Source organism: Roseovarius sp. BRH_c41, from assembly GCF_000961715.1.
In the GTDB taxonomy this organism is placed as follows: Bacteria; Pseudomonadota; Alphaproteobacteria; order Rhodobacterales; family Rhodobacteraceae; genus Roseovarius.
The window spans coordinates 1-20215 of the sequence record NZ_LADY01000018.1 but is presented as its reverse complement, the minus strand read 5'-3'; the positions used below and the strand labels follow the sequence as shown (position 1 = coordinate 20215).

At 60.2% G+C, this 20215-nt stretch carries 16 protein-coding genes; 5 read left to right on the top strand and 11 right to left on the bottom strand.

The window, feature by feature from the left end; translation table 11 throughout:
- Positions 1–444 precede the first annotated feature (444 nt).
- The gene (locus VR71_RS24635) at positions 445–5121 is read left to right on the top strand and encodes a cadherin-like domain-containing protein (RefSeq protein WP_296429873.1); all 4677 of its coding nucleotides are present in this window, start codon (positions 445–447) and stop codon (positions 5119–5121) included.
- A 184-nt stretch (positions 5122–5305) separates the two neighbouring features.
- On the opposite strand, the gene VR71_RS04700 is transcribed toward VR71_RS24635, so the two are convergent.
- From VR71_RS04700 to VR71_RS04675, 6 genes are all read right to left on the bottom strand, one after another.
- Entirely contained in the window at positions 5306–6103 is a 798-nt protein-coding gene (locus VR71_RS04700) for a phosphodiesterase (RefSeq protein WP_045681655.1), read from the bottom strand.
- Between the two features lie 3 nt (positions 6104–6106).
- Entirely contained in the window at positions 6107–6916 is an 810-nt protein-coding gene (locus VR71_RS04695; RefSeq protein ID WP_045681653.1) for a carbohydrate ABC transporter permease, read from the bottom strand.
- A complete protein-coding gene (locus VR71_RS04690) occupies positions 6913–7806 on the bottom strand; it encodes a carbohydrate ABC transporter permease (RefSeq protein ID WP_009818023.1) in 894 nt (297 codons plus the stop codon). The genes VR71_RS04695 and VR71_RS04690 overlap by 4 nt, the downstream gene beginning before the upstream one ends.
- Positions 7807–7883: 77 nt before the next feature.
- Positions 7884–9140 (bottom strand): ABC transporter substrate-binding protein, encoded by a 1257-nt coding sequence (locus VR71_RS04685; protein ID WP_045681651.1) that lies wholly within the window; start codon positions 9138–9140, stop codon positions 7884–7886.
- Between the two features lie 42 nt (positions 9141–9182).
- The gene (locus VR71_RS04680) at positions 9183–10220 is read right to left on the bottom strand and encodes an ABC transporter ATP-binding protein (protein WP_045681649.1); all 1038 of its coding nucleotides are present in this window, start codon (positions 10218–10220) and stop codon (positions 9183–9185) included.
- Positions 10217–10993 (bottom strand): DeoR/GlpR family DNA-binding transcription regulator, encoded by a 777-nt coding sequence (locus VR71_RS04675; RefSeq protein WP_045681730.1) that lies wholly within the window; start codon positions 10991–10993, stop codon positions 10217–10219. Before VR71_RS04675 ends, VR71_RS04680 begins: the two co-directional genes overlap by 4 nt.
- A gap of 299 nt (positions 10994–11292) precedes the next feature.
- Between VR71_RS04675 and VR71_RS04670 the strand changes: the two genes are divergently transcribed.
- Positions 11293–12177, top strand: coding sequence for an HAD-IIA family hydrolase (locus VR71_RS04670; protein WP_045681647.1), 885 nt, complete (start codon positions 11293–11295; stop codon positions 12175–12177).
- Positions 12178–12329: 152 nt separating this feature from the next.
- Here the strand turns inward: VR71_RS04670 and VR71_RS04665 are convergent, their stop codons facing one another.
- The 3 genes from VR71_RS04665 to bchE all read right to left on the bottom strand — a co-directional run bounded on the left by VR71_RS04665 (position 12330) and on the right by bchE (position 14862).
- Entirely contained in the window at positions 12330–12527 is a 198-nt protein-coding gene (locus tag VR71_RS04665; RefSeq protein ID WP_045681727.1) for a CsbD family protein, read from the bottom strand.
- 87 nt (positions 12528–12614) lie between these two features.
- The gene (gene bchJ / locus VR71_RS04660) at positions 12615–13208 is read right to left on the bottom strand and encodes a bacteriochlorophyll 4-vinyl reductase (protein WP_045681725.1); all 594 of its coding nucleotides are present in this window, start codon (positions 13206–13208) and stop codon (positions 12615–12617) included.
- On the bottom strand, positions 13201–14862 hold the full coding sequence (bchE, locus tag VR71_RS04655) for a magnesium-protoporphyrin IX monomethyl ester anaerobic oxidative cyclase (protein WP_045681645.1): 1662 nt from the start codon (positions 14860–14862) through the stop codon (positions 13201–13203). The genes bchJ and bchE overlap by 8 nt, the downstream gene beginning before the upstream one ends.
- 154 nt (positions 14863–15016) lie before the next feature.
- Here bchE and VR71_RS04650 point away from each other — a divergent pair, with 154 nt between their 5' ends.
- Complete coding sequence (locus tag VR71_RS04650) at positions 15017–15757, top strand: YebC/PmpR family DNA-binding transcriptional regulator (RefSeq protein WP_045681643.1); 741 nt, start codon at positions 15017–15019, stop codon at positions 15755–15757.
- 97 nt (positions 15758–15854) lie between these two features.
- Here the strand turns inward: VR71_RS04650 and VR71_RS04645 are convergent, their stop codons facing one another.
- Positions 15855–16217 carry a DUF305 domain-containing protein gene (locus VR71_RS04645; RefSeq protein WP_045681641.1) on the bottom strand — a complete coding sequence of 121 codons (363 nt, stop codon included), beginning with the start codon at positions 16215–16217 and terminating at the stop codon, positions 15855–15857.
- 231 nt (positions 16218–16448) lie between these two features.
- On the bottom strand, positions 16449–18647 hold the full coding sequence (gene uvrB / locus VR71_RS04640) for an excinuclease ABC subunit UvrB (RefSeq protein WP_045681723.1): 2199 nt from the start codon (positions 18645–18647) through the stop codon (positions 16449–16451).
- 125 nt (positions 18648–18772) lie between these two features.
- On the opposite strand from uvrB, the gene VR71_RS04635 reads away from it, so the two are divergent.
- Together VR71_RS04635 and VR71_RS04630 are read left to right on the top strand one after the other, a co-directional pair.
- Positions 18773–19990 carry a GTP-binding protein gene (locus VR71_RS04635; RefSeq protein ID WP_045681720.1) on the top strand — a complete coding sequence of 406 codons (1218 nt, stop codon included), beginning with the start codon at positions 18773–18775 and terminating at the stop codon, positions 19988–19990.
- Positions 19991–19993: 3 nt separating this feature from the next.
- The coding region (locus VR71_RS04630) for a DUF1826 domain-containing protein (protein WP_045681639.1) at positions 19994–20215 on the top strand (222 nt) is incomplete at its 3' end.

Here is a 20215-nt window from a genome sequence, read left to right as displayed (position 1 = left end):
CGCGGTCTGCGGTCACGTGGCAAAACTCCGTCGCGGAAGATTAAGACAGTAAGGTTTACCCGCCACATCCCGTTCGGAAAAGCGCAAGCATTGGACTATGCGCGCCTCAGTTTCTGATCGGTTTATATCCAATACGAATGCTCAGGATACTCACTTTAGATAGTATTGCGCATCCATTTTAATGATGTAGGTTTAGCGAGATTTTGGTTTGGATCGAGATATGGATATCCTATTGCACTCGGCTTTGCCACGCTTCATACCGGTCCTGCAAAGGTGACGGCGCAACCGCGCCGCAGCTTTCTGACATCAGATTGAGTAGAGACTTTGTCTCTTTATTTTAGTGACAGTCTCTCGAGTTCTGCTTTTTTGTGCATCACATCCCAATCGCAATACCCGACACGCGCTCGCGCGCGCGTTGCCTAAAATTAAGAAAGAGAATTACCCATGGCCACCTTTACAGTCACGACTCTTGAGGACGAAAATGACGTCGGTGCGAGCGTTGGTACACCTGGTGGCACCGGGCTATCCCTGCGCGAAGCTTTGGCTCTTGCCAATGACGAAGGGGCAAATCCCGGCGCAGATACCATTGTTTTCGCATCCGAAACGGGGGACGCGTTTGAGACCGGCGGAACGATCACGCTCGCTGGAACGCATCTGGTTCTGACATCAGATGTGACAATCGACGGGGACGTTGATGGGGATGGCACAGCGGATGTGACGCTCGATGGGAACAATCAGAGCCGCATTTTCTGGCAGGATGACAGCACGGCCATCATCAACGGCGTTAACCTGGTGAACGGGAACCCGCCGGGCACCAGTGGTCCAGACAACGCCGGGGGCGCTGTTTATGTGTCGAGCGGCACGTTCGACTTTCGGAACGGGACGATCAGTGACAATTTTGCGGAATATGGCGGCGGTATTTTCAGCTTTGGGACCATCATTCTCTCGAATGCCACAATTTCCAATAACGTTTCCAACAGCACCAGATTTTCCGCAGGTGGATTGACGAGCATCGGCGAGGCAACGCTTACCAATGTCACGATCAGTGGCAATACCAGCAATGCTGGCGGCGGTGGGATGTACAGCTATGGCCCCTCAACGCTGACGAATGTCACGATTACTGGAAACTCGGCCACGACCGGAGGCGGGATCCAAAATTATGACGGGACTCTCACGATCACGGATTCGATCGTGATCGGCAACAGCGGCGGTGACATTGTCACCGAGGCCGGAGCAACCACCAACACCGTCAACTCTATCGTCAGCGGCTTTTCATCTGCGGAGATCTTTGCTGCCGTTGACCCTGTCACGGGCGGCGGTCTGCTCGCGGACAATGGCGGCGGTCTTGAAACGGTCGCTCTTCTCGATGATCCGACCAACCCCGCAATTGACCAAGCGACTGCGGGTGCGCCGACAACGGACGCGCGCGGCATTGAAGCCTTTGACGATTCGAATTTTGTGAACACCAACGGCAGCGCGCGCGATCTTGGCGCGTTTGAACTTACACCGGATCTGTCCAAGTTGGTTGTCACCACGCTCGACGATGTCGTTGACGAGTTCGACGGTGTTATCTCGCTGCGCGAAGCCATCGCCTTTGCCGACAGTCTGGCGGGAGAAAACACCGTCACATTCGACGCGTCGCTGGCTGGGGGCACGCTTGTCTTGACGCAAGGCGTCCTCGAGTTGACCGACGCCGATGGTGTCATAATCAATGGGGATATTGACGGGGATCTGGCCGCCGACATTACGATCAGCGGCAACGATGCCAGCCGGGTCTTTATGATCTCTGGGGCGGGCAACAGCGCGGAATTGCGAAGCCTCGACATCACCAACGGCTTCACGGCTGAAGACCGCGGCGGTGCCATATTTTCGGGCGCGGACACAAGCATGACCTTGGTGAATTCCACGGTCCGCGACTCGGCATCATACCTTGCCGCGGGTGGCATGACGATTTACGGCACCGCCAACGTCGTCAATTCGACCTTCACTGGCAACGCGTCGCAATACGTCACTGCCCTTGAAGTTTCGGGTGCCGATGGTATCGGAACCCTGTTCAATGTCACGGTGACCGGGAACACCGAAACCGGCGGTGTTGGCTTGAACGGTGTCGGGGCCATCGCCGGTCAGTTGTCGATTACGAACAGTACCCTGCAGGGTGATACGGCGGTGTTCGCCGCCGGTACAGTCAACATCTACAATTCGGCGGTTGATGGAATTGTTGGCGGCTCTCTGGCCTCTGCCTATAACAGCGTTTTCAAGGACGCTCCGAGTATTACCAATGGTGCGGGCAACCTGACGAATGTTGCCGATCTCGGTCTTGGGGCGTTGGCCGACAATGGCGGTCCGGTCCAAACCCTTGCGCCGCAGATTGGCTCGGTGCTGATCAATGCTGGCGATGTCGCCTATCTGCCGCTTGATACGGCGGATGCCGATGCCGACGGGGATCGAGCCGAGACCCTTTCGATTGCTGCTGATGGCGGTGTGCGGCTGCTCGGTAGCGGGCTAGAGGCCGGTGCGGTCGAGTTTACCTTGTCCGATGCAGCCGATGACGCATTCACGACCGACGAAGCGACGGCAATCGGGGCCGGGCTCAGCCTGTTCGATGCCAATCCCACAACGGCGGATGTCGATGGAAACGATTCACTGCTCATTACTGCGGTCAACGGAGAGGCTGCGGATGTCGGAACGCAGGTGACCCTTGCGTCTGGTGCTCTTTTGCTTGTCAATGACGACGGCACGTTCTCTTATGATCCGAACGGTGCATTCGAAGCCTTGAGCGGGGCTGGCGGTGCCACTCCGCAGGGCACGGACAGCTTTACCTATACGCTCAATGGCACCGACACCGCCACAGTCACCATCACACTCAACGGCCTCAACGACGCGCCGGTGGCAACCGGCGAGACGCTGACCGCCACCAACGAAGATACTGCGATCACCTATGCGGCGGCGGACCTGCTTGGCAATGACAGCGATGTCGACGTTGATACGCTGAGCATCGCCAGCGTGACCTCGGGCACTGGCGGCACGGCTGTGCTCAACGGCGACGGCACGGTCACCTTCACGCCCGATGCGGATTTCAACGGCGCGGCGGAGTTCACCTACACAGTGACTGACGGCACCGCGACCACCGAGGCGGTCACGGCCAGCCTGACAGTGACGGCGGTCAACGATGCGCCGGTGGTGGCAGGCGAAGTGCTGACCGCAACGGCAGAGGATACCGCGATCACCTATGCGGCGGCGGATCTGCTTGGCAATGACAGCGATGTCGACGTTGATACGCTGAGCATCGCCAGCGTGGCCTCGGGCACCGGTGGCACGGCTGTGCTCAACGGCGACGGCACGGTCACCTTCACGCCCGATGCGGATTTCAACGGCGCGGCGGAGTTCACCTACACGGTGACCGACGGCACCGCGACCACCGGGGCGGTCACGGCCAGCCTCAACGTGACGGCGGTCAACGATGCGCCGGTTGCCAGTGGCGAGACGCTGACCGCGACGGCCGAGGATACTGCGATCACCTATGCGGCGGCGGATCTGCTTGGCAATGACAGCGATGTCGACGGCGACACCCTGAGCATCGCCAGCGTGACCTCGGGCACCGGCGGCACGGCAGTGCTCAACGGCGACGGCACGGTCACCTTCACGCCCGATGCGGATTTCAACGGGGCGGCGGAATTCACCTACACGGTGACTGACGGCACCGCGACCACCGAGGCGGTCACGGCCAGCCTGACAGTGACGGCGGTCAACGATGCGCCGACGGTTGCGCTCAACAACGTGTTGATGAGCCTGCCGGAAGATGCCGACACATCCAATCGGATCAAGGTGGCCGATATCATCGTGACCGATGATAGCCTTGGCGAGGCGGTTTTGGGCCTCTTGGGCGCAGATGCGGCGCTGTTTGAAATCGAAGGTGCAGAGCTCTTTCTGGCGGCTGGTGCAGCGCTGGATTTCGAGAGTGATGCAGAGTTGCAGGTCAGTGTTACGGTGAACGACCCCACACTCGGAACAGGTGTAGAAGATACGGTGGGGCTGTTGTTGACCATCACCGATGTCGAGGAGAACGACACCTCGCAACCCATCGCTACACCGGGTCCTGACTCGATCGTCGGGGGCGTTGGAGCAGATATTTTCAACGGTCTCGCCGGTGACGATACCATGTTCGGTGGCAACGGGGATGACACGCTGGGCGGCGGCTCAGGCAATGATATGGTGCTGGGCGAGGACGGTAATGACAGTCTCGGTGGTGGGTCTGGATCGGACACGCTCAATGGCGGGACCGGGAACGATACGCTTGGCGGCGGACTGGATGATGATTTCCTTGCTGGGGGCAGCGGTGACGATGTCCTAACGGCGGACACCGGGAACGATGTGATCGGTGGCGGTGAGGGGGACGATGTTCTCCGGGGAGGCTCGGGCAACGACAGTCTCTACGGCGGTGACGGCAATGACGGCGTGGCTGGCGGACAAGGCGACGATCTTTTGAAGGGCGGGGCGGGTGACGATTGGATCGCAGGCGGAGCCGGGGCCGATACAATCTTTGGTGCCAGCGGTAACGACACGATTGGCGGCGGAGTTGGAGTGGATTCGATACATGCCGGCTCTGGGGACGACGTGATTGCCGCTGGCGGTGGTGACGATAGCGTCAACGGCGGCATCGGCCATGACACGATTCTGGGTGGAGACGGACAAGACGCACTCAACGGTGGCGCAGGCCGGGACGACATCGACGGTGGGGCAGGCGACGACAGTATTGACGGAGGACTGGGTGCTGACCTGCTTCAGGGCGGTCTTGGTGATGACCTCCTGTTTGGGGGCGGGGCCAACGATACCCTGGACGGTGGAGCCGGAGCGGACACGTTGCGCGGCGGTGAGGGCAACGATGTGCTGACCGGAGGATTTGGCGCGGATGTGTTTGTCTTTGCCAGTTCTGATGGTGCCGATACAGTGAGCGACTTTCAGGACGGGGTTGATCTGCTGGTCTTCGAGGGGGGGCTGAGTTTCTCGGATCTCACAATTACGGACACCGGCGAGGGGGCTGTGATCACTGGCACCGGGGGCAGCATCCTGCTTGCAGGCCTTGATGCGGACCAAATCGACGCCGCAGATTTCTTGTTCTGATCGTTCGGCAACCCTCTTTGAGCTTTCCGGTTTTCGTTGAACGACCGGAAAGCTCTTATCCTTTGATTTGCGCACGCCGCCCGGAAACCTCTCTTGCCACGTCTTCGTTCAGGGGGACGTTACATATCCGCTTGAGGTGTCGGCCGCATCGATAGAGCCGATGCCGGTCTGCGACCGCGCCATCTCAGAACCGAAACGGGCCCTCGCCATGGCGCAACGGCAATTCGGTCCAAACCCCACCGGCACCCGTGTCGATCAGCGCGCATCCCGTCGGACCTGTCATGAACCCAACCGGCGCATCCTCGCGCAGGTCCAGAGCGAATGCACTACAGCAGGACGGGGCCGTCACAACCGGATGTCGTCCCAGAAGCCCATGATAGACGCCGTGCACATGACCCGCGAGCACCCGGACCGGCGCATCATGCTGATCCAGAACAATCCTTAGAGCGTTGGGATTTTCAAGACCGATAGCATCCATGAACCGGAGTCCGGTCTGCAGCGGTGGATGATGCAGCGCAACCAGTGTCTGTCTGCCTCCTGCCGTGGACAGAGCCTCGGACAAGAGCGCGAGGCTTTCGTCGCGCAAAACGCCGCCGCCCTTGCCTTCGATCAGCGTATCAAGGCCGATGACGCGCGTGTCCCCGATATCGGCGATCCAGTCGATCAGGCCGGTTGGCCGCATCTCGGGCAGGTCGGAAAACGCGGCTCTGAATGTCTCTCGACCATCGTGATTGCCCGGCACCACAAGCAGCCTGTGTCCCAGTCGCATTAAGTCCCGGCGCGCAATCTCGTAGCTCTCGGTGCTGCCATCATCGCTGATATCCCCGGTCACAAGAACCGCATCAACTGGCCCAATCGCATCAAGCCGTGTGGTGAGCGTGTCTATGGCCAGGCGCAACAGGCGGGCTGTGTCGAGCTGACTGGAGACCAACTGACCCTCGGGGACAACATGAAGATCCGACAGGTGGAGAAAACGCGCCATGCTCTATTTGATCCCAGTGCGCAGAAATGCCTGCACAAACTGTCGTTGAAAGACGAGGAAGGCGACCAACAAGGGGGCCACGGACATGAGTGTTGCCGCCGAGATCACGCTGATGTTCACGCCATTCTCGGGCGCACCAAAGATCGACAGCCCCACGGTCAGGGGCCTTGTGTCGGGTGAGTTGGTGACAATGAGCGGCCAGAGAAAGTTGTTCCAATGGGTCGAGACCGACACCAACGCATAGGCGAGATAGGTGGGCCGCGCGAGGGGCACATAGACCCGCCAAAGGATGCCGAACCAGCCGCAGCCCTCGACACGGGCCGCATCGTGCAATTCAATCGGCACGCCCTTGAAGGCCTGACGCATCAGGAAAATGCCAAAGGCAGACGCCATATAGGGCATGCCCACCCCGAGGATCGTATCGAAGAGACCAAGGCGCGAGATCATCACGTAATTCTCGACGATCAGCACTTCGGGCAGAATGAAAAGCTGCATCAACACCAGAATGAACACGACATCGCGCCCCGGAAACCGCACCTGAGCAAAGGCGAACCCGGCCAGCGTCGTGACAAAGAACTGTCCGATCAGGATGACCGTCACCAGAAGGAACGTGTTGAGGAAATACTTGAGCCACGGCGCACCGGCCCAAGCGGTGCGGAAATTGTCCATCGTCCATGGGGCGGCGACGTTGAAATTCACCGCGTCCGAGGTCGTGTGAAACGCGGCCCAGAAGGCGAATACCAGCGGCGAGATCCAGATTACGGCCAGAAGCAGCGCGCCAAAGGTCTCGAGATGTCGGGACAGGCCGCTCATTGGTAATGGGTCCGTTTATCGAGAATGGTGAACTTGATCCCCGCCACGAGGCCAAGCACCAACAGCACAAGGATTGTCATCGCCGCTGCCTGCGGTGCATCGAAAAAGGCGAATGCCATTTCCCAGATGTAATAGAGGATCAGTTTTGAGGCGTCGTTCGGGCCGCCCTTGGTCAGAATAAAGAGGTGGTCGATCAGCTTGACCGAGTTGATCAGGGCGTTGACCATGATGAAGAGCGTGGTCGGCATCAGGAGCGGTAGCACGATCCGCCGCGTGTAGGTAAAGCGGCTCGCCCCCTCGATATCGGCGGCCTCTTTGAGGTCTTCGGGAATGGTCTGAAGGGCGGCGAGATAGAAGATCATGAAAAACCCCGCCTCTTTCCAGATCGTCACGATGATCACCGCCCAAAGTGCGGTTTCCGGCTGGCCCAGCCAATTGACAGACGGCAGACCAAAGAGCGCGCCGATCTGATCCAGAACACCCAATCCCGGCGTGTAGAAGAACAGCCACAGATTTGCGGCGGCGATCATCGGCAGCACGGTGGGCGTGAAATAGGCGGTGCGCACAAAGCCGCGTGCGGGGATCTTGGAATTGGCCCAAAGCGCCATGCCAAGGGCAATCGCGATGGAAATGGGAATCGTAGCACCCGCATAGATCAGGTTGTTCGTCACCACCTTCCAAAAGGTTGGATCGGCGAAGAGGTCGGTGTAATTCTCTGTGCCCACGAATTCACTGGGCTTGCGCCGCGTGTCCCGGCTGAAAATGCTGGTCCAGAGCGTCGCCAAGGACGGATAAAAGGCAAATGTCGCGAGCAGGATCGCGGCAGGCGACAGCATGAGCCATCCGTATATCGCCTGTCTGCGGCGTTCGGTGTTCACGTGACTTGCCATGTTCGGCCTTTTACCTTGTCATATGCCGGCGCCGGGCGGATGCCCGACGCCGGCGAACCGCCGGAGCGGTCGACGGATCAGCGGTAGTCTTTTAATAGCCGCTCGGCGGCGTCCTGCGCCTCGGCCAGTGCATCGGCGGGCGATTTGCTGCCCGTCAAGGCCGCCTGAATGGCGTTGTTGAGCCCATCGCGCACGCGCGCTGTTTCGAAGGTCGAGAATTCGGCAACGGCGTTTTCAAGCTGGTTGCGCGCCACCAGTGCGGGCGGGAACTCTGCGGTATAGGCCTTGAGCGCGTCCGTTTCATAGGACGCAGGCGACACGCCCATATAGCCGGTCGCGATCGACCATTCGGCGGCCTGTTCGGGCGCTGTCATGAACGCGATCAGCTTGAGGGCTGCGGCGCGCTCTTCGTCTGTGGTGTCCTCGAAGACATAGAAATTGCCCCCGCCGGTGGGCGAACCGGGCCGCTCATTCGCCGGAAGCACCGACACCCCGAAATCAAATTTGGCTTCGTTCTTGACCGCCGTCAGGTTGCCGGTGGAATGCCACATCATCGCGGTCTGCCCTTCGAGAAAGGCCTGACGCAGCGTGCCCCATTCAACCGTGCCTTCGGGCATGATGCCATGCTCGGTCGAGAGCGATTTCCAGAATTCCAGTGTCTCGACGACGGCCGGATCGTCGAAATAGGTTTCGAGCCCGTCGCCGGACATCAGCTCCTTGCCGTTCTGGATGGCGAGCGCCTGAAACATCCAATAGGGATAGCCGGTCGAGGGGATCATCAGCCCGTAGGTGCCATCCTTGGTCAGGGCTTTGCCCATGCTGACCATCTCGTCCCAGCTCGCCGGTGGGGCCTCAGGATCAAGGCCCGCGGCGCGGAACATGTCCTTGTTGTAATAGGCCACGATGGTCGAGCGTTGGAACGGGATGCCCCACGTCTTGCCCTCGATCCGGCCATTGGCCATCAGCGCGGGATAGAAGCTGTCGAGCCAGCCTTGGTCCACGCCTTCGATATCCTCGAAGGCCACAATCTTTTCCTGCTCGATCAGGTCATAGGCGTCGATGGAAAACATCACCGCCAATTGCGCAGGCTCTCCCGAGGCAAGGGCCGAAAGCGCGCGCACGCGCGTGTCATCGTAATTGCCCGAATAGATCGCATTGACCTTGATGTCTGGGTTGGCCTCTTCGAATTTGGCGGCGATGCCATCAACAACCTCGGTCAGCGCACCGCCCACCGCAATCGGGTAATACATCGTCAACTCGGTTTGCGCGGCCACCGGCGCGGCGGTCAGCGTCGCCAAAGCGGTTGCCAGAGTGATCTTTCTGATAGTATTCATGATTTTCTCCCAAGAATTAAAGACGGTCTTTCCAACGTGACGTCACACCGTCACGCCATTCGGATGCCGAAGCCTGTTTCCCTCTACGTCAAAGAAATGCAGGTCATCATCGGCGAAATCTATGTCGAGCGTGTCTCCGGCCGGAATGTTCCGCAATCCCGGCATTGCGATCACCAACCCATTCGCACCGGGATGGGTCAGCCCCACGAAGGTCTCGGACCCCAAGAATTCACATTCGGAAACGCGGCACGTCAGACGCCCCTTGCCCGGCGCAGCCAAACGCAGGCTCTCTGCGCGCAGGCCGATCTTGGTCGCCTGCTCGAAACCGGGCAGCGCTGCGCCGTCAATCAGCGCCATCGGCGGCGCGCCCACGAATTCGGCGACAAAGGTATTGGCGGCGCGGTAGTACAGATCCTCGGGCGCGCCGGTCTGCTGGATGCGCCCGTCCTTCATCAACACGACGATATCGGCCATGCTCATGGCTTCGGTTTGATCATGGGTCACGTAGACGACGGTGATCCCAAGATCGAGTTGCAGCTTCTTGATATCCTTGCGCACAGACGCGCGCAGCTTGGCATCAAGGTTCGACAGCGGCTCATCCATCAAGCAAAGCGGCTGATTTGCCACGATGGCGCGGGCGAGGGCCACGCGCTGCCGTTGCCCCCCTGACAACGCGCCCGGCTTGCGCGCCTCATAGCCCAAGAGCCCGGTGATTTCGAGCGCGCGCGCCAGCTTCGCGCGCCGCTCGGCGGCGGGCACCCGGCGCACCTTGAGGCCGAACACCACATTTTCCGCCACGCTGAGATGTGGAAAGAGCGCATAGGACTGAAACACCATCGACAGATTGCGCTCGGAGGGTGCCGCCGTGGTCACGTCCTTGCCGTCAATGATGATCCGCCCTTCATCTGGCAATTCCAATCCCGAGAGAAGCCGCAGCGTGGTCGATTTTCCGCAACCGGACGGGCCGAGCAGCGCCACAAAGGACCCGCGCGGGATCGACAGGGAAACGTCCGCGACCCCAAGCTGCCCATTCCAGCGCTTGGCGACATTCTGAACCTCGACGAATGCATCCGACATCATTCGGCATCCTCTGCAAAGGTAATCCGGTCCCCAAGCTGCTCGACGAGTCGGTCAAAGGGCGCTGCGGGCGGGCGGTCGCAGATGATGTGGTCAATCTGGGTGATCTTGCCGCCAACGGCGGGGGCCAGACGCCCGAACTTGCTGTGGTCTATGACCAGAATGGATTTCCGCGCGTGATGCCACATACGATGAGTTGCGCGCACCTCGGCCTGATGAAACTCCAGCAACTCGCCCTCCGAGCCGATACCAGCCGTTCCAAAGAGGGCGAATTCGGCGCGGTAACGGTCAAAAAACTCGACCACCTCCTCGCCCACGAAATCGCGGTCCGGCAGGCGAAGCTCCCCACCCGGCAGGATGATGCGATTGGAAATCTCTTCGCTGAGCGCCATCGCCGCGCTGAGATTATTGGTGACGATGGTCAGTTCCTTCTTGCGATGCAGCGCCCGCGCCACGCTGAGCACGGTGGACCCGATGGAGATAAAGACAGTGGCCCCGTTCGGGATCAGCGCCGCCGCAGCATTGGCAATGGCGCGCTTGCCCACAAGATTTGTGCCGGCGCGTTGGTCAAACGGCGTGTTACGCCGTCCTTCCGCCAGTTCGATGCGTCCATGTGAGCGTTGCAGCGTGTCGCCATCGCACAGGATATCGAGGTCGCGGCGAATCGTCTGCATCGACACGCCGAACATCTCGGCGAGCGCGCCTACGCTCACTCCTCCCTGTTCCTGAACGACCTGCTGGATCAGATCGTGTCGCCTGCTTTTCTTGGACGCCATATCAGTTTCCATGGTTTTGCCCGATTGTTGGTCACGAAATACAACAAAGCAACATTTATTTGCGCAGTTTGCGTACAGTTTTGCGGTAGCAAGATCCGCTCAATTCTGAAAACTGGCGTATTTCTCCGGGTTCAAGCTAATAAAGCGTTATCCTACGATTGTGACAGCCGTATGAAATGTCGTTTTGTTGTTTTGGACTTTCAATTTTCTATCTGCACTGTAAGTTTTCCCCAAGCTGGATGTAATCTCCAGTTCTGCGGCACCCGCAGTTCGACCTAATCAGGGAACCAGCCAAGCTGATGGATACTGTCGCGACCATATTCGACCGCTACGAGGCTGTGCGCCATCGCCTGCCTTTGGCCAGATCTCGAGACGGAACATCGGAAATCAGCTCACTGCATGACATTGCCGCACATGCGGATGCCTTTGTCTTTGACGCCTATGGTGTGCTGAATATCGGTGAGGCCGCGATTCCCGGTGCCGCGCAACGGCTGAGAGAATTGCGCGACATCGGCTGTCAGATCCGCATTCTCTCGAACGCGGCCAGTTACACCCATGCAGGGGCCGTGTCCAAATTTCGGACCCTCGGCATGGGGGTCAGGGATCACGAGATCATCACCAGCCGCGACGCGACGCTGGCACATCTGGACAGCAGAGTCTGGGGATGTATCGCCGCACCACAGGACAATCTGTCAGACATCGCGGTCCCCACACGTCGCCTTGTCGATGATCCTGCGAGCTATGATCAGGCCGAGGGATTCCTGTTTCTATCGACCGAGGTCTGGTCACTGGAACGACAGGCGCTTTTGGAGGCGTCGCTGCTCAAGCGGCCAAGACCCCTGATCATCGCCAATGCAGATCTTGTTGCCCCGCGCGAACACGGGTTCTCTCTCGAGCCGGGTTATTTTGGTCATCGGCTCGCAGATCGCGGCATCCCCGACATCCGGTTTGTCGGCAAGCCATTTCCCGCAGTCTACGAGATGATCGAAGCCTCATTGCCCGGTATTTCACCGGGTCGGATAGTCATGTGCGGAGATACGCTTCACACGGATATTCTGGGCGCAACGGCGCGGGGCTGGCAGACAGTTCTTGTTGAGCACGACGGCCTTTTCTCCGGCCAAGACACCTGTGCCTATTTCAATCAAGCCAAGCTCTTTCCAACCTGGAGACTGTCGCGCATCTGACGCATCGTGGGGCGCGTTGCCGTAAATCGGTGAGTTGCTCAGAGAGCGCAGGACGACCAACTCCTTTGAACGCAGGCTCCGGTCCGCCAGACAGTACAAAAGCGGCCGACTCGATGTCGACCGCTTTTGGGTAGTGTAACATGCTGAAGGCGTCAGACGCTTCTCGACCAGTCATCCACCTCTTTTTCGGCTTGGTCCTTGGATATGCCGTATTTTTCCTGAATCTTGCCGACCAGTTGCTCGCGCTCACCGGCAATCTGTTGCAGGTCGTCGTCGGTGAGTTCGCCCCATTTGGACTTGGCTGCACCTGAGGCTTGTTTCCATTTGCCTTTGATAATATCCCAGTTCATCGGTTTCTCCATCTTTGGTTGACGCGTGATGGAATAACGCAGCGCCGCGCGCATGGTTCCCTTCCTCTCCAGATCAACGTCGGTGCATCAGCGCCAGTCGATCTCGAAACGGCAGGCGGGCGCGCCGGTGGCACAGCAGGCGGATTCGATCGCATGGGCGCGTGGATGAACCAGCCCGGCAAAGAGCCGCTCGAAGACGGCGGCGTGCCAATCGCAGAGCGGGGCCGGGGCGTGGTCGCCGCGAATGATCGGGTTGTCGGCGAGGGTAAAGACCACCGGTGGGCCGGATCTTGCAGACAGTGTGCCGGTGCCGCAGAAGGTCCAGCCATGGGCGAGAATGGCACGGGTCAGGATCGGCGCCGCGACACGCGCAGGCAGGGCACGCAGCAGGGTTTGCGCGGCGTGCGGGATGCGGTGGGCGAGGATATAATCTCCGGTGCCCTGACCTGCGGCAATGGCGATTTCGCGCGCGTTTTCAGGGTGATACCGTCGCAGCGCGCTGTGCAGCGCCGCGACGCGGGCCTCGTCGATCATCGCCGTCGGGTCGGGCAGGGGGTCAAATCCCAGGGGGGCAAAGAGCGCGCGGCGCGCGCCCTCACCCGCGATACGGTCCATCGCGGGGGCCAGTTGCAGCACCGCATTGGGGCCGATGCGGGCGGTCATATGACTGCCGTCAGGCATCCATCTGCTGCGTGCTGCCGCCGCAGGCGCGGACATCGGCGCCATTGGGCATCTTGAAGCCCTCGTTGCGGTCTATGGCGCGGTCTTTCATCTGGGCGCGCACCGCTTCACGGCGCTCTGCCGCGCGGGCGGCACGGTCGGCGCTGGCCTCCCAATCCTCCATCTGTGCCTCGGCGATAGTGCGGGTTTCGTCAAAGTCGAAATGCACCTTGTTCTTGGTCTGTGGCCCCCAATACCCGGCCTTGCCCAGATCGTAGAAGGTGCGGGCAAAGCCGGCCTTGAGAAACGCCTTGAGACAGCCCAGCAGATAGCGTCGCCGATAGCCGGTGCCGCGCCAGGGATAGTGAAAGAGCGCCTTGCGCATATAGAAGCGGCGGTAGTTCTTCATCACCCCGTCCAGCAGCTCGCCGCGCGTCATGGCGGCGGGTTTCATGATCGGTGTGACAAAGTTATATTTTGAGAAATCAAAGACTTCGACCTGATCGCGGAGGTCTTGAAAGAGCGGCGTAAAGGGCCAGGGCGTATACATCGCCCAATTGGCCAGATCTGGTTGCCAGTCCCAGGCCATCTGAAAGGTTTCCTCAAGCGTCTCGGGGGTTTCGTTGTCGAGCCCCACGATGAACTGCGCCTCGGTAAAGATATCCGCCTCGCGCAGAAGCTGAATCGCCTTCTTGTTCTGGGCGACGGTGGTTTCCTTGTTGAACTGATCGAGTTTCAGTTGCGCCGCCGCCTCGGTGCCCAAGGAGACATGCACCAGACCGGCCTTGCGGTAAAATTTCAAGAGGTCGCGGTCGCGGTAGATGTCGGTGACGCGGGTGTTGATGCCCCATTGCACCCGGCGCGGCAGGTCGCGGGCGATCAGTTCCTCGCAGAACTGGACGAATTTCTTTTTGTTTATAGTGGGTTCCTCATCCGTGAGGATGAAGAATCCGACGCCGTGGTTGTTGACGAGATTCTCGATCTCATCCACCACTTTTTTTGGATCACGCACGCGGTAATCGCGCCAGAATTTCCATTGGCTGCAAAAGGAACAGGTAAACGGGCAGCCGCGCGCCATGTTGGGGATGGCGACCCGTTTGCCGAGCGGTACGTAGATGTACTTTTCCCATTCCAGAAGCGACCAGTCGGGGTCGATCGCATCGAGATCCTTGACCGTTGGCGCGGCGGGGGTGGCGGTAATGGTATCGCCGTCGAAATAGGCCAAGCCCTTGATAGATTTACGTGTTTCAAGCCATTTCCCACTGTCCGCAGCCCGGATCAGATTGAGGAAAATCTCCTCGCCCTCGCCGCGCACGATGACATCCACCCAAGGCGCCTCGGAGAGGACTTGTTTGTACATGAAGGTCGCGTGCACACCGCCCAGCACCCGGAGCGCACCGGGCACCACCTCTTGCGCAAGTTTGAGAATGTTTTCAGCAACATAGATCGATGGGGTAATGGCGGTGACACCCACAACATCGGGGTTCAGGTCGCGCAGTCGGTCGCGCAGGCTATCATCGTCAAGATGGTTGGTCATGGCGTCGATAAAGGTGACGTCGGTATAGCCCACGTTCCGCAGGTGCCCCGCCAGATAGGCGACCCAAGCGGGGGGCCAACTTCCGGCAATCTCGGCCCCTCCAGAGTGATAATTGGGGTGGATCAAGACGATGCGCATAATATGGCTCCCTGTTTGATGATTTAATGTACACTTCTAAGTGTCAACTTAACTTGACGTAAATCAAACTGCGATGAGATGGGGCAGGGCGTTGCCCTGTGCGCGCCAAGCGTATAAAAGGCGTCAAATTCCCGGATATGCAGGAGAAGGCATCATGGCCGGCCATTCCAAATGGGCGAATATTCAACACCGCAAGGGACGGCAGGATGCCGTGCGGGCGAAGTTATTTTCCAAGTTTTCCAAAGAGATAACGGTCGCGGCCAAGATGGGTGATCCGGACCCGGACAAGAACCCGCGTCTGCGTCTGGCAATCAAGGAAGCCAAGGCGCAATCCATGCCCAAGGACAATATCGAGCGCGCCATCAAAAAGGCGATGGGCGGCGATGCAGAGGATTATGAAGAAATCCGCTATGAAGGGTACGGCCCCAATGGGGTGGCGATCATTGTCGAGGCGATGACCGACAACCGCAATCGCACCGCGTCCAACGTGCGCTCGACCTTTACCAAGAACGGCGGCAATCTGGGTGAGACCGGTAGCGTTGCGTTCATGTTCGAGCGCAAGGGCGAGGTTACCTATCCCGCCAGTGTCGGTGATGCGGATACGGTGATGATGGCCGCGCTTGAGGCAGGGGCAGAAGATGTGGAGTCGGGCGATGATGGCCACACTATCTGGTGTGCTGACACGGATCTGAGTGAGGCCGCCTCGGCGCTGGAGGAGGCCTTGGGCGAGAGCAACTCGACCAAGCTGGTGTGGAAACCGACCACCACGACCGAAATGGACCTTGAGAGCATGCAAAAGCTGATGAAGCTGATCGAGGCGCTTGAGGATGATGACGACGTGCAGCGCGTCACCACCAATTTCGAGGCCTCGGATGCGGTGATGGAGCAGCTCTGAGCTGTGTACAGGGCGTACAAACCGTACCCGGTTTCGGGACACAAGAGCGTGGTTACGGCAAAGAGGGCCGGTTGGCCCTCTTTCTCATAGGCTGGGATCAGTATCCCATTCGGGTGAGGCGCTCGCGCATCCAGATGATTTCGGCCTCTTGCGCGGCAATCACCGCTTCGGCCAGTTTGCGGACCTCTGGGTCTTGGCCATGTTCAAGGGCGATCCGTGCCATGGCGACGGCACCCTCATGGTGCGGGATCATGCCGCGCAGAAAATCGACATCGGCGTCGCCGGTATAGTCCAGATCCATCGCGCCATGCATGGCGGCGTTCGCCTCCATATAGGCCTGCGTCGAGGCGGGCAGGTCGTGGGTCATCTGCATCGTATGGCCGCTGTGGTCGTGGCTGTCGGCGAGGGCGGGCGAGAGGGCAAGGGCCATAAGAGCGGCGGTCAGGGCGGCAAGACGCATGGGCGTATCCTCGGTTGTTGTGTCTGAGGGTGAGATACGAGCATCCCCCTGCTGGAAGGCAAGAGCAGATGCGAGCGGATCAGCGGTTTGTTGGGGGCGAGGTCGGGTGGTGCGCGATGAATGCGCACCCTACGGTGGTGAGAGCGGGTGGTTCAGGGGCGTAGGGTGCGCATTTATGGCGCACCGGTTTGGCGGGGGGTGAGGTCGGTTGGTGCGCTATGAATGCGCACCCTACCGTCCCTTTCGCTTCACATTCCCGCCTCTTTGTCCCGGCCTGCCCGCCGTCGAGCGGCCGCGCCCTTTGACGGCCTCGGCGCTCGCGGCTTCGACTGCGGATTGCCGCGCCAAGGGGTCGTCGGAGATGAGCAGGTCCACCGCCTCCAGCCGCTTCACCTCATCGCGCAGGCGGGCGGCCTCTTCGAACTCCAGATTCTCGGCGGCCTTGCGCATGTCGCGGCGCAACCCGTCCAGAACCGCTTGGAGATTGGCCCCGGCGAGGGGTTTGTCCACCTTGGCCGTCACGCGGGCCATGTCGACGTCACCCTTGTAGAGCCCTTGCAGGATATCATCGACATTCTTCTTGATCGTCGCGGGGGTGATGCCGTGTGCCTGATTATAGGCGATCTGCTTGTCGCGGCGGCGGTTGGTTTCCCCCAAGGCCCGCTCCATCGAGCCGGTGATGCGGTCGGCATACATGATCACGCGGCCTTCGGCGTTGCGGGCGGCGCGGCCGATGGTCTGGATCAGTGAGGTTTCCGAGCGCAGGAAGCCTTCCTTGTCGGCATCAAGAATGGCCACCAGCCCACATTCGGGAATGTCCAACCCCTCGCGCAAGAGGTTGATGCCGATGAGCACGTCAAAGGCGCCAAGGCGCAGGTCACGCAGGATTTCGATGCGCTCGATCGTGTCGATGTCGCTGTGCATGTAGCGCACGCGGATGCCCTGTTCGTGCATGTATTCGGTCAGATCCTCGGCCATCCGTTTGGTCAGGGTGGTGACGAGACTGCGGTAGCCATCGGCGGCAACGCGGCGCACCTCATCCAGCAGGTCATCGACCTGCATGTCGACGGGTCGGATTTCGACCTGCGGATCCAAGAGACCGGTGGGGCGGATCACCTGTTCGGTAAAGACGCCGCCGGTCTGCTCGATCTCCCATTTGGCGGGAGTGGCCGAGACAAAGACCGATTGCGGGCGCATGGCGTCCCATTCCTCGAACTTCAGAGGGCGGTTGTCCATGCAGGAGGGCAGGCGAAAGCCGTGTTCGGCGAGGGTGAACTTGCGCCGGTAGTCGCCTTTATACATGCCGCCGATCTGGGGCACCGAGACGTGGGATTCATCGGCAAAGACGATGGCGTTGTCGGGGATGAATTCGAAGAGGGTGGGGGGCGGCTCTCCGGGGGCGCGACCGGTGAGGTAGCGGGAGTAATTCTCGATGCCGTTGCAGACGCCGGTGGCCTCGAGCATTTCGAGATCAAAGTTGGTCCGTTGTTCCAGCCGCTGCGCTTCCAGCAGCTTGCCGTCGTTCACCAACTGGTCAAGCCGTTGGCGCAATTCGCGTTTGATGCCGATAATCGCCTGCTGCATCGTGGGCTTGGGCGTCACGTAATGCGAATTGGCGTAGATGCGGATTTTCTCGAATGTGTCGGTTTTCTCGCCGGTGAGGGGGTCGAATTCGGTGATCGCCTCCAACTCTTCGCCAAAGAACGACAGCCGCCAGGCGCGGTCCTCGAGGTGGGCGGGAAAGATTTCGACGCTGTCGCCGCGCACCCGGAAGCTGCCTCTCTGGAAGGCGTGATCGTTGCGCTTGTATTGCTGGGCCACCAGATCGGCCATGATGGCGCGCTGGTCATAGCTCTCGCCGAGTTTGAGATCCTGGGTCATCGCGCCATAGGTCTCGACCGAGCCGATCCCGTAGATGCACGAGACAGAGGCCACGATGATCACGTCGTCCCGTTCCAGAAGCGCGCGGGTGGCCGAGTGGCGCATCCGGTCGATCTGTTCGTTGATCTGGGATTCCTTCTCGATATAGGTGTCGGAGCGGGCGACATAGGCCTCGGGCTGATAGTAGTCATAGTAGCTGACGAAGTATTCGACCGCGTTTTCGGGGAAAAATCCTTTGAATTCCCCGTAAAGCTGCGCTGCCAGCGTTTTATTGGGGGCAAGGATGATGGCGGGGCGCTGCGTCGCCTCGATGATCTTGGCCATTGTAAAGGTCTTGCCGGTGCCGGTCGCACCCAAGAGCACCTGATTGCGCTCGCCTTCCGTGATGCCTTGCGACAGTTCGGCAATGGCGGTGGGCTGATCGCCTGCGGGCTCGAATGTGGTGGCGAGGGTGAACCGCCTGCCGCCTTCAAGTTTCTCACGGCTTTTCACATCCGGCGCGGGATGGGTCAGCACCGAGGGTGTTTTGTCGGAATGGGCATAGGGCATGGGCGGTTCCTCTGGCTCGATGTCCACATTTGTTCTCTTTTTCGCGGGGTTCAAGCCCCAAAGCGGGTTGCATGCGGGTCAACAGTAGATGTAATGATATAACATATTAAACCATGGAGGCCAAAATGCACCCCACCGATACCCGCCTGCCTGTGACCGTGCTCTCGGGCTTTCTCGGCGCGGGCAAGACCACGCTGTTGAATGCCGTGCTGAACAACCGCGAGGGCCGCCGGGTGGCCGTCATCGTCAATGATATGTCCGAAGTGAATATTGATGCCGATCTGGTGCGCGAAGGTGGCGCGGATCTGAGCCACACCGATGAGACGCTGGTCGAGATGTCGAATGGCTGCATCTGCTGCACCCTGCGCGACGATCTCTTGCAGGAGGTGCGCAGGTTGGCCGGAGAGGGGCGGTTTGACTATCTGTTGATCGAATCGACCGGCGTGTCAGAGCCTTTGCCGGTGGCGACGACCTTTGAGTTTCGCGACGAGGGCGGGGCGAGTCTGTCGGATGTCGCGCGGCTGGATACGATGGTCACGGTGGTGGATGCCGTCAACCTGCTGGAGAATTATGCGAGCCATGATTTCCTGTCGGACCGGGGTGAGGTTGCCGGGCAGGGCGATGACCGGACGCTGGTGGATTTGCTGGTCGATCAGATCGAGTTTGCCGATGTGATCGTGCTCAACAAGGTGAGCGATGCCGGGCCGACCCGGCGGGACGCCGCGGGCAGCGTGATTGCCGCGCTCAACCCGGATGCGCAGGTGATCGAGACGGATTATGCGCAGGTCGATCCGATGCGGATCTTTGACACCGGGCTGTTTGATTTCGAGACCGCGCATGAGCATCCGCTCTGGGCCAAGGAACTCTACGGGTTTGCCGATCATGTGCCGGAGACCGAGGAATACGGCGTCAGTTCCTTTGTCTATCGCGCGCGCAGGCCGTTTGATCCGGCCAAGGTGCATGCGGTGCTGAATGGGCCTCTGCCCGGTGTGATCCGGGCCAAGGGGCATTTCTGGCTGGCGACGCGGCCCGAATGGGTGGCGGAATTCAGCCTTGCGGGGGCGCTGAGCAAGGTCGGGCCGTTGGGGACATGGTGGGCTTCGGTGCCGGAGGCGCGCTGGCCCAGTCATCCGCAGGCGCGCGACTATGTCAAACGCCATTGGGCGGAGCCGTTCGGCGATCGTCGGCAGGAACTGGTTTTTATCGGCGCGGGCATGGACCGGGCGGCGATCACGGCGGCGCTTGATGCGGGGCTGGTGGGGAGCGAGACGGCATTCGATCCGCTGGCGTTTCGCGATCTGCCCGATCCCTTTCCGGCGTGGCGGCGGGCAGAGGCGGCCTGAGCGATGCGCGATCATGGTATGACGCTGGCCAGCGGAGTGGCGCGGGGGGACAGGCCTGCGATCCTGCATCATGTGACGGCGCCGGGACAGGCGGCGGCGATCTGGCAGCGCCCGCGTGATCCGGGATTTGCGGACTGGATTGACGGGCTGGCCCCGGAGAGCCTGCCGCAGACGCGATGCTATTGCATCGCCGCGCGCGCCCGCGAGGTGGCGCAGGCGGCCTGC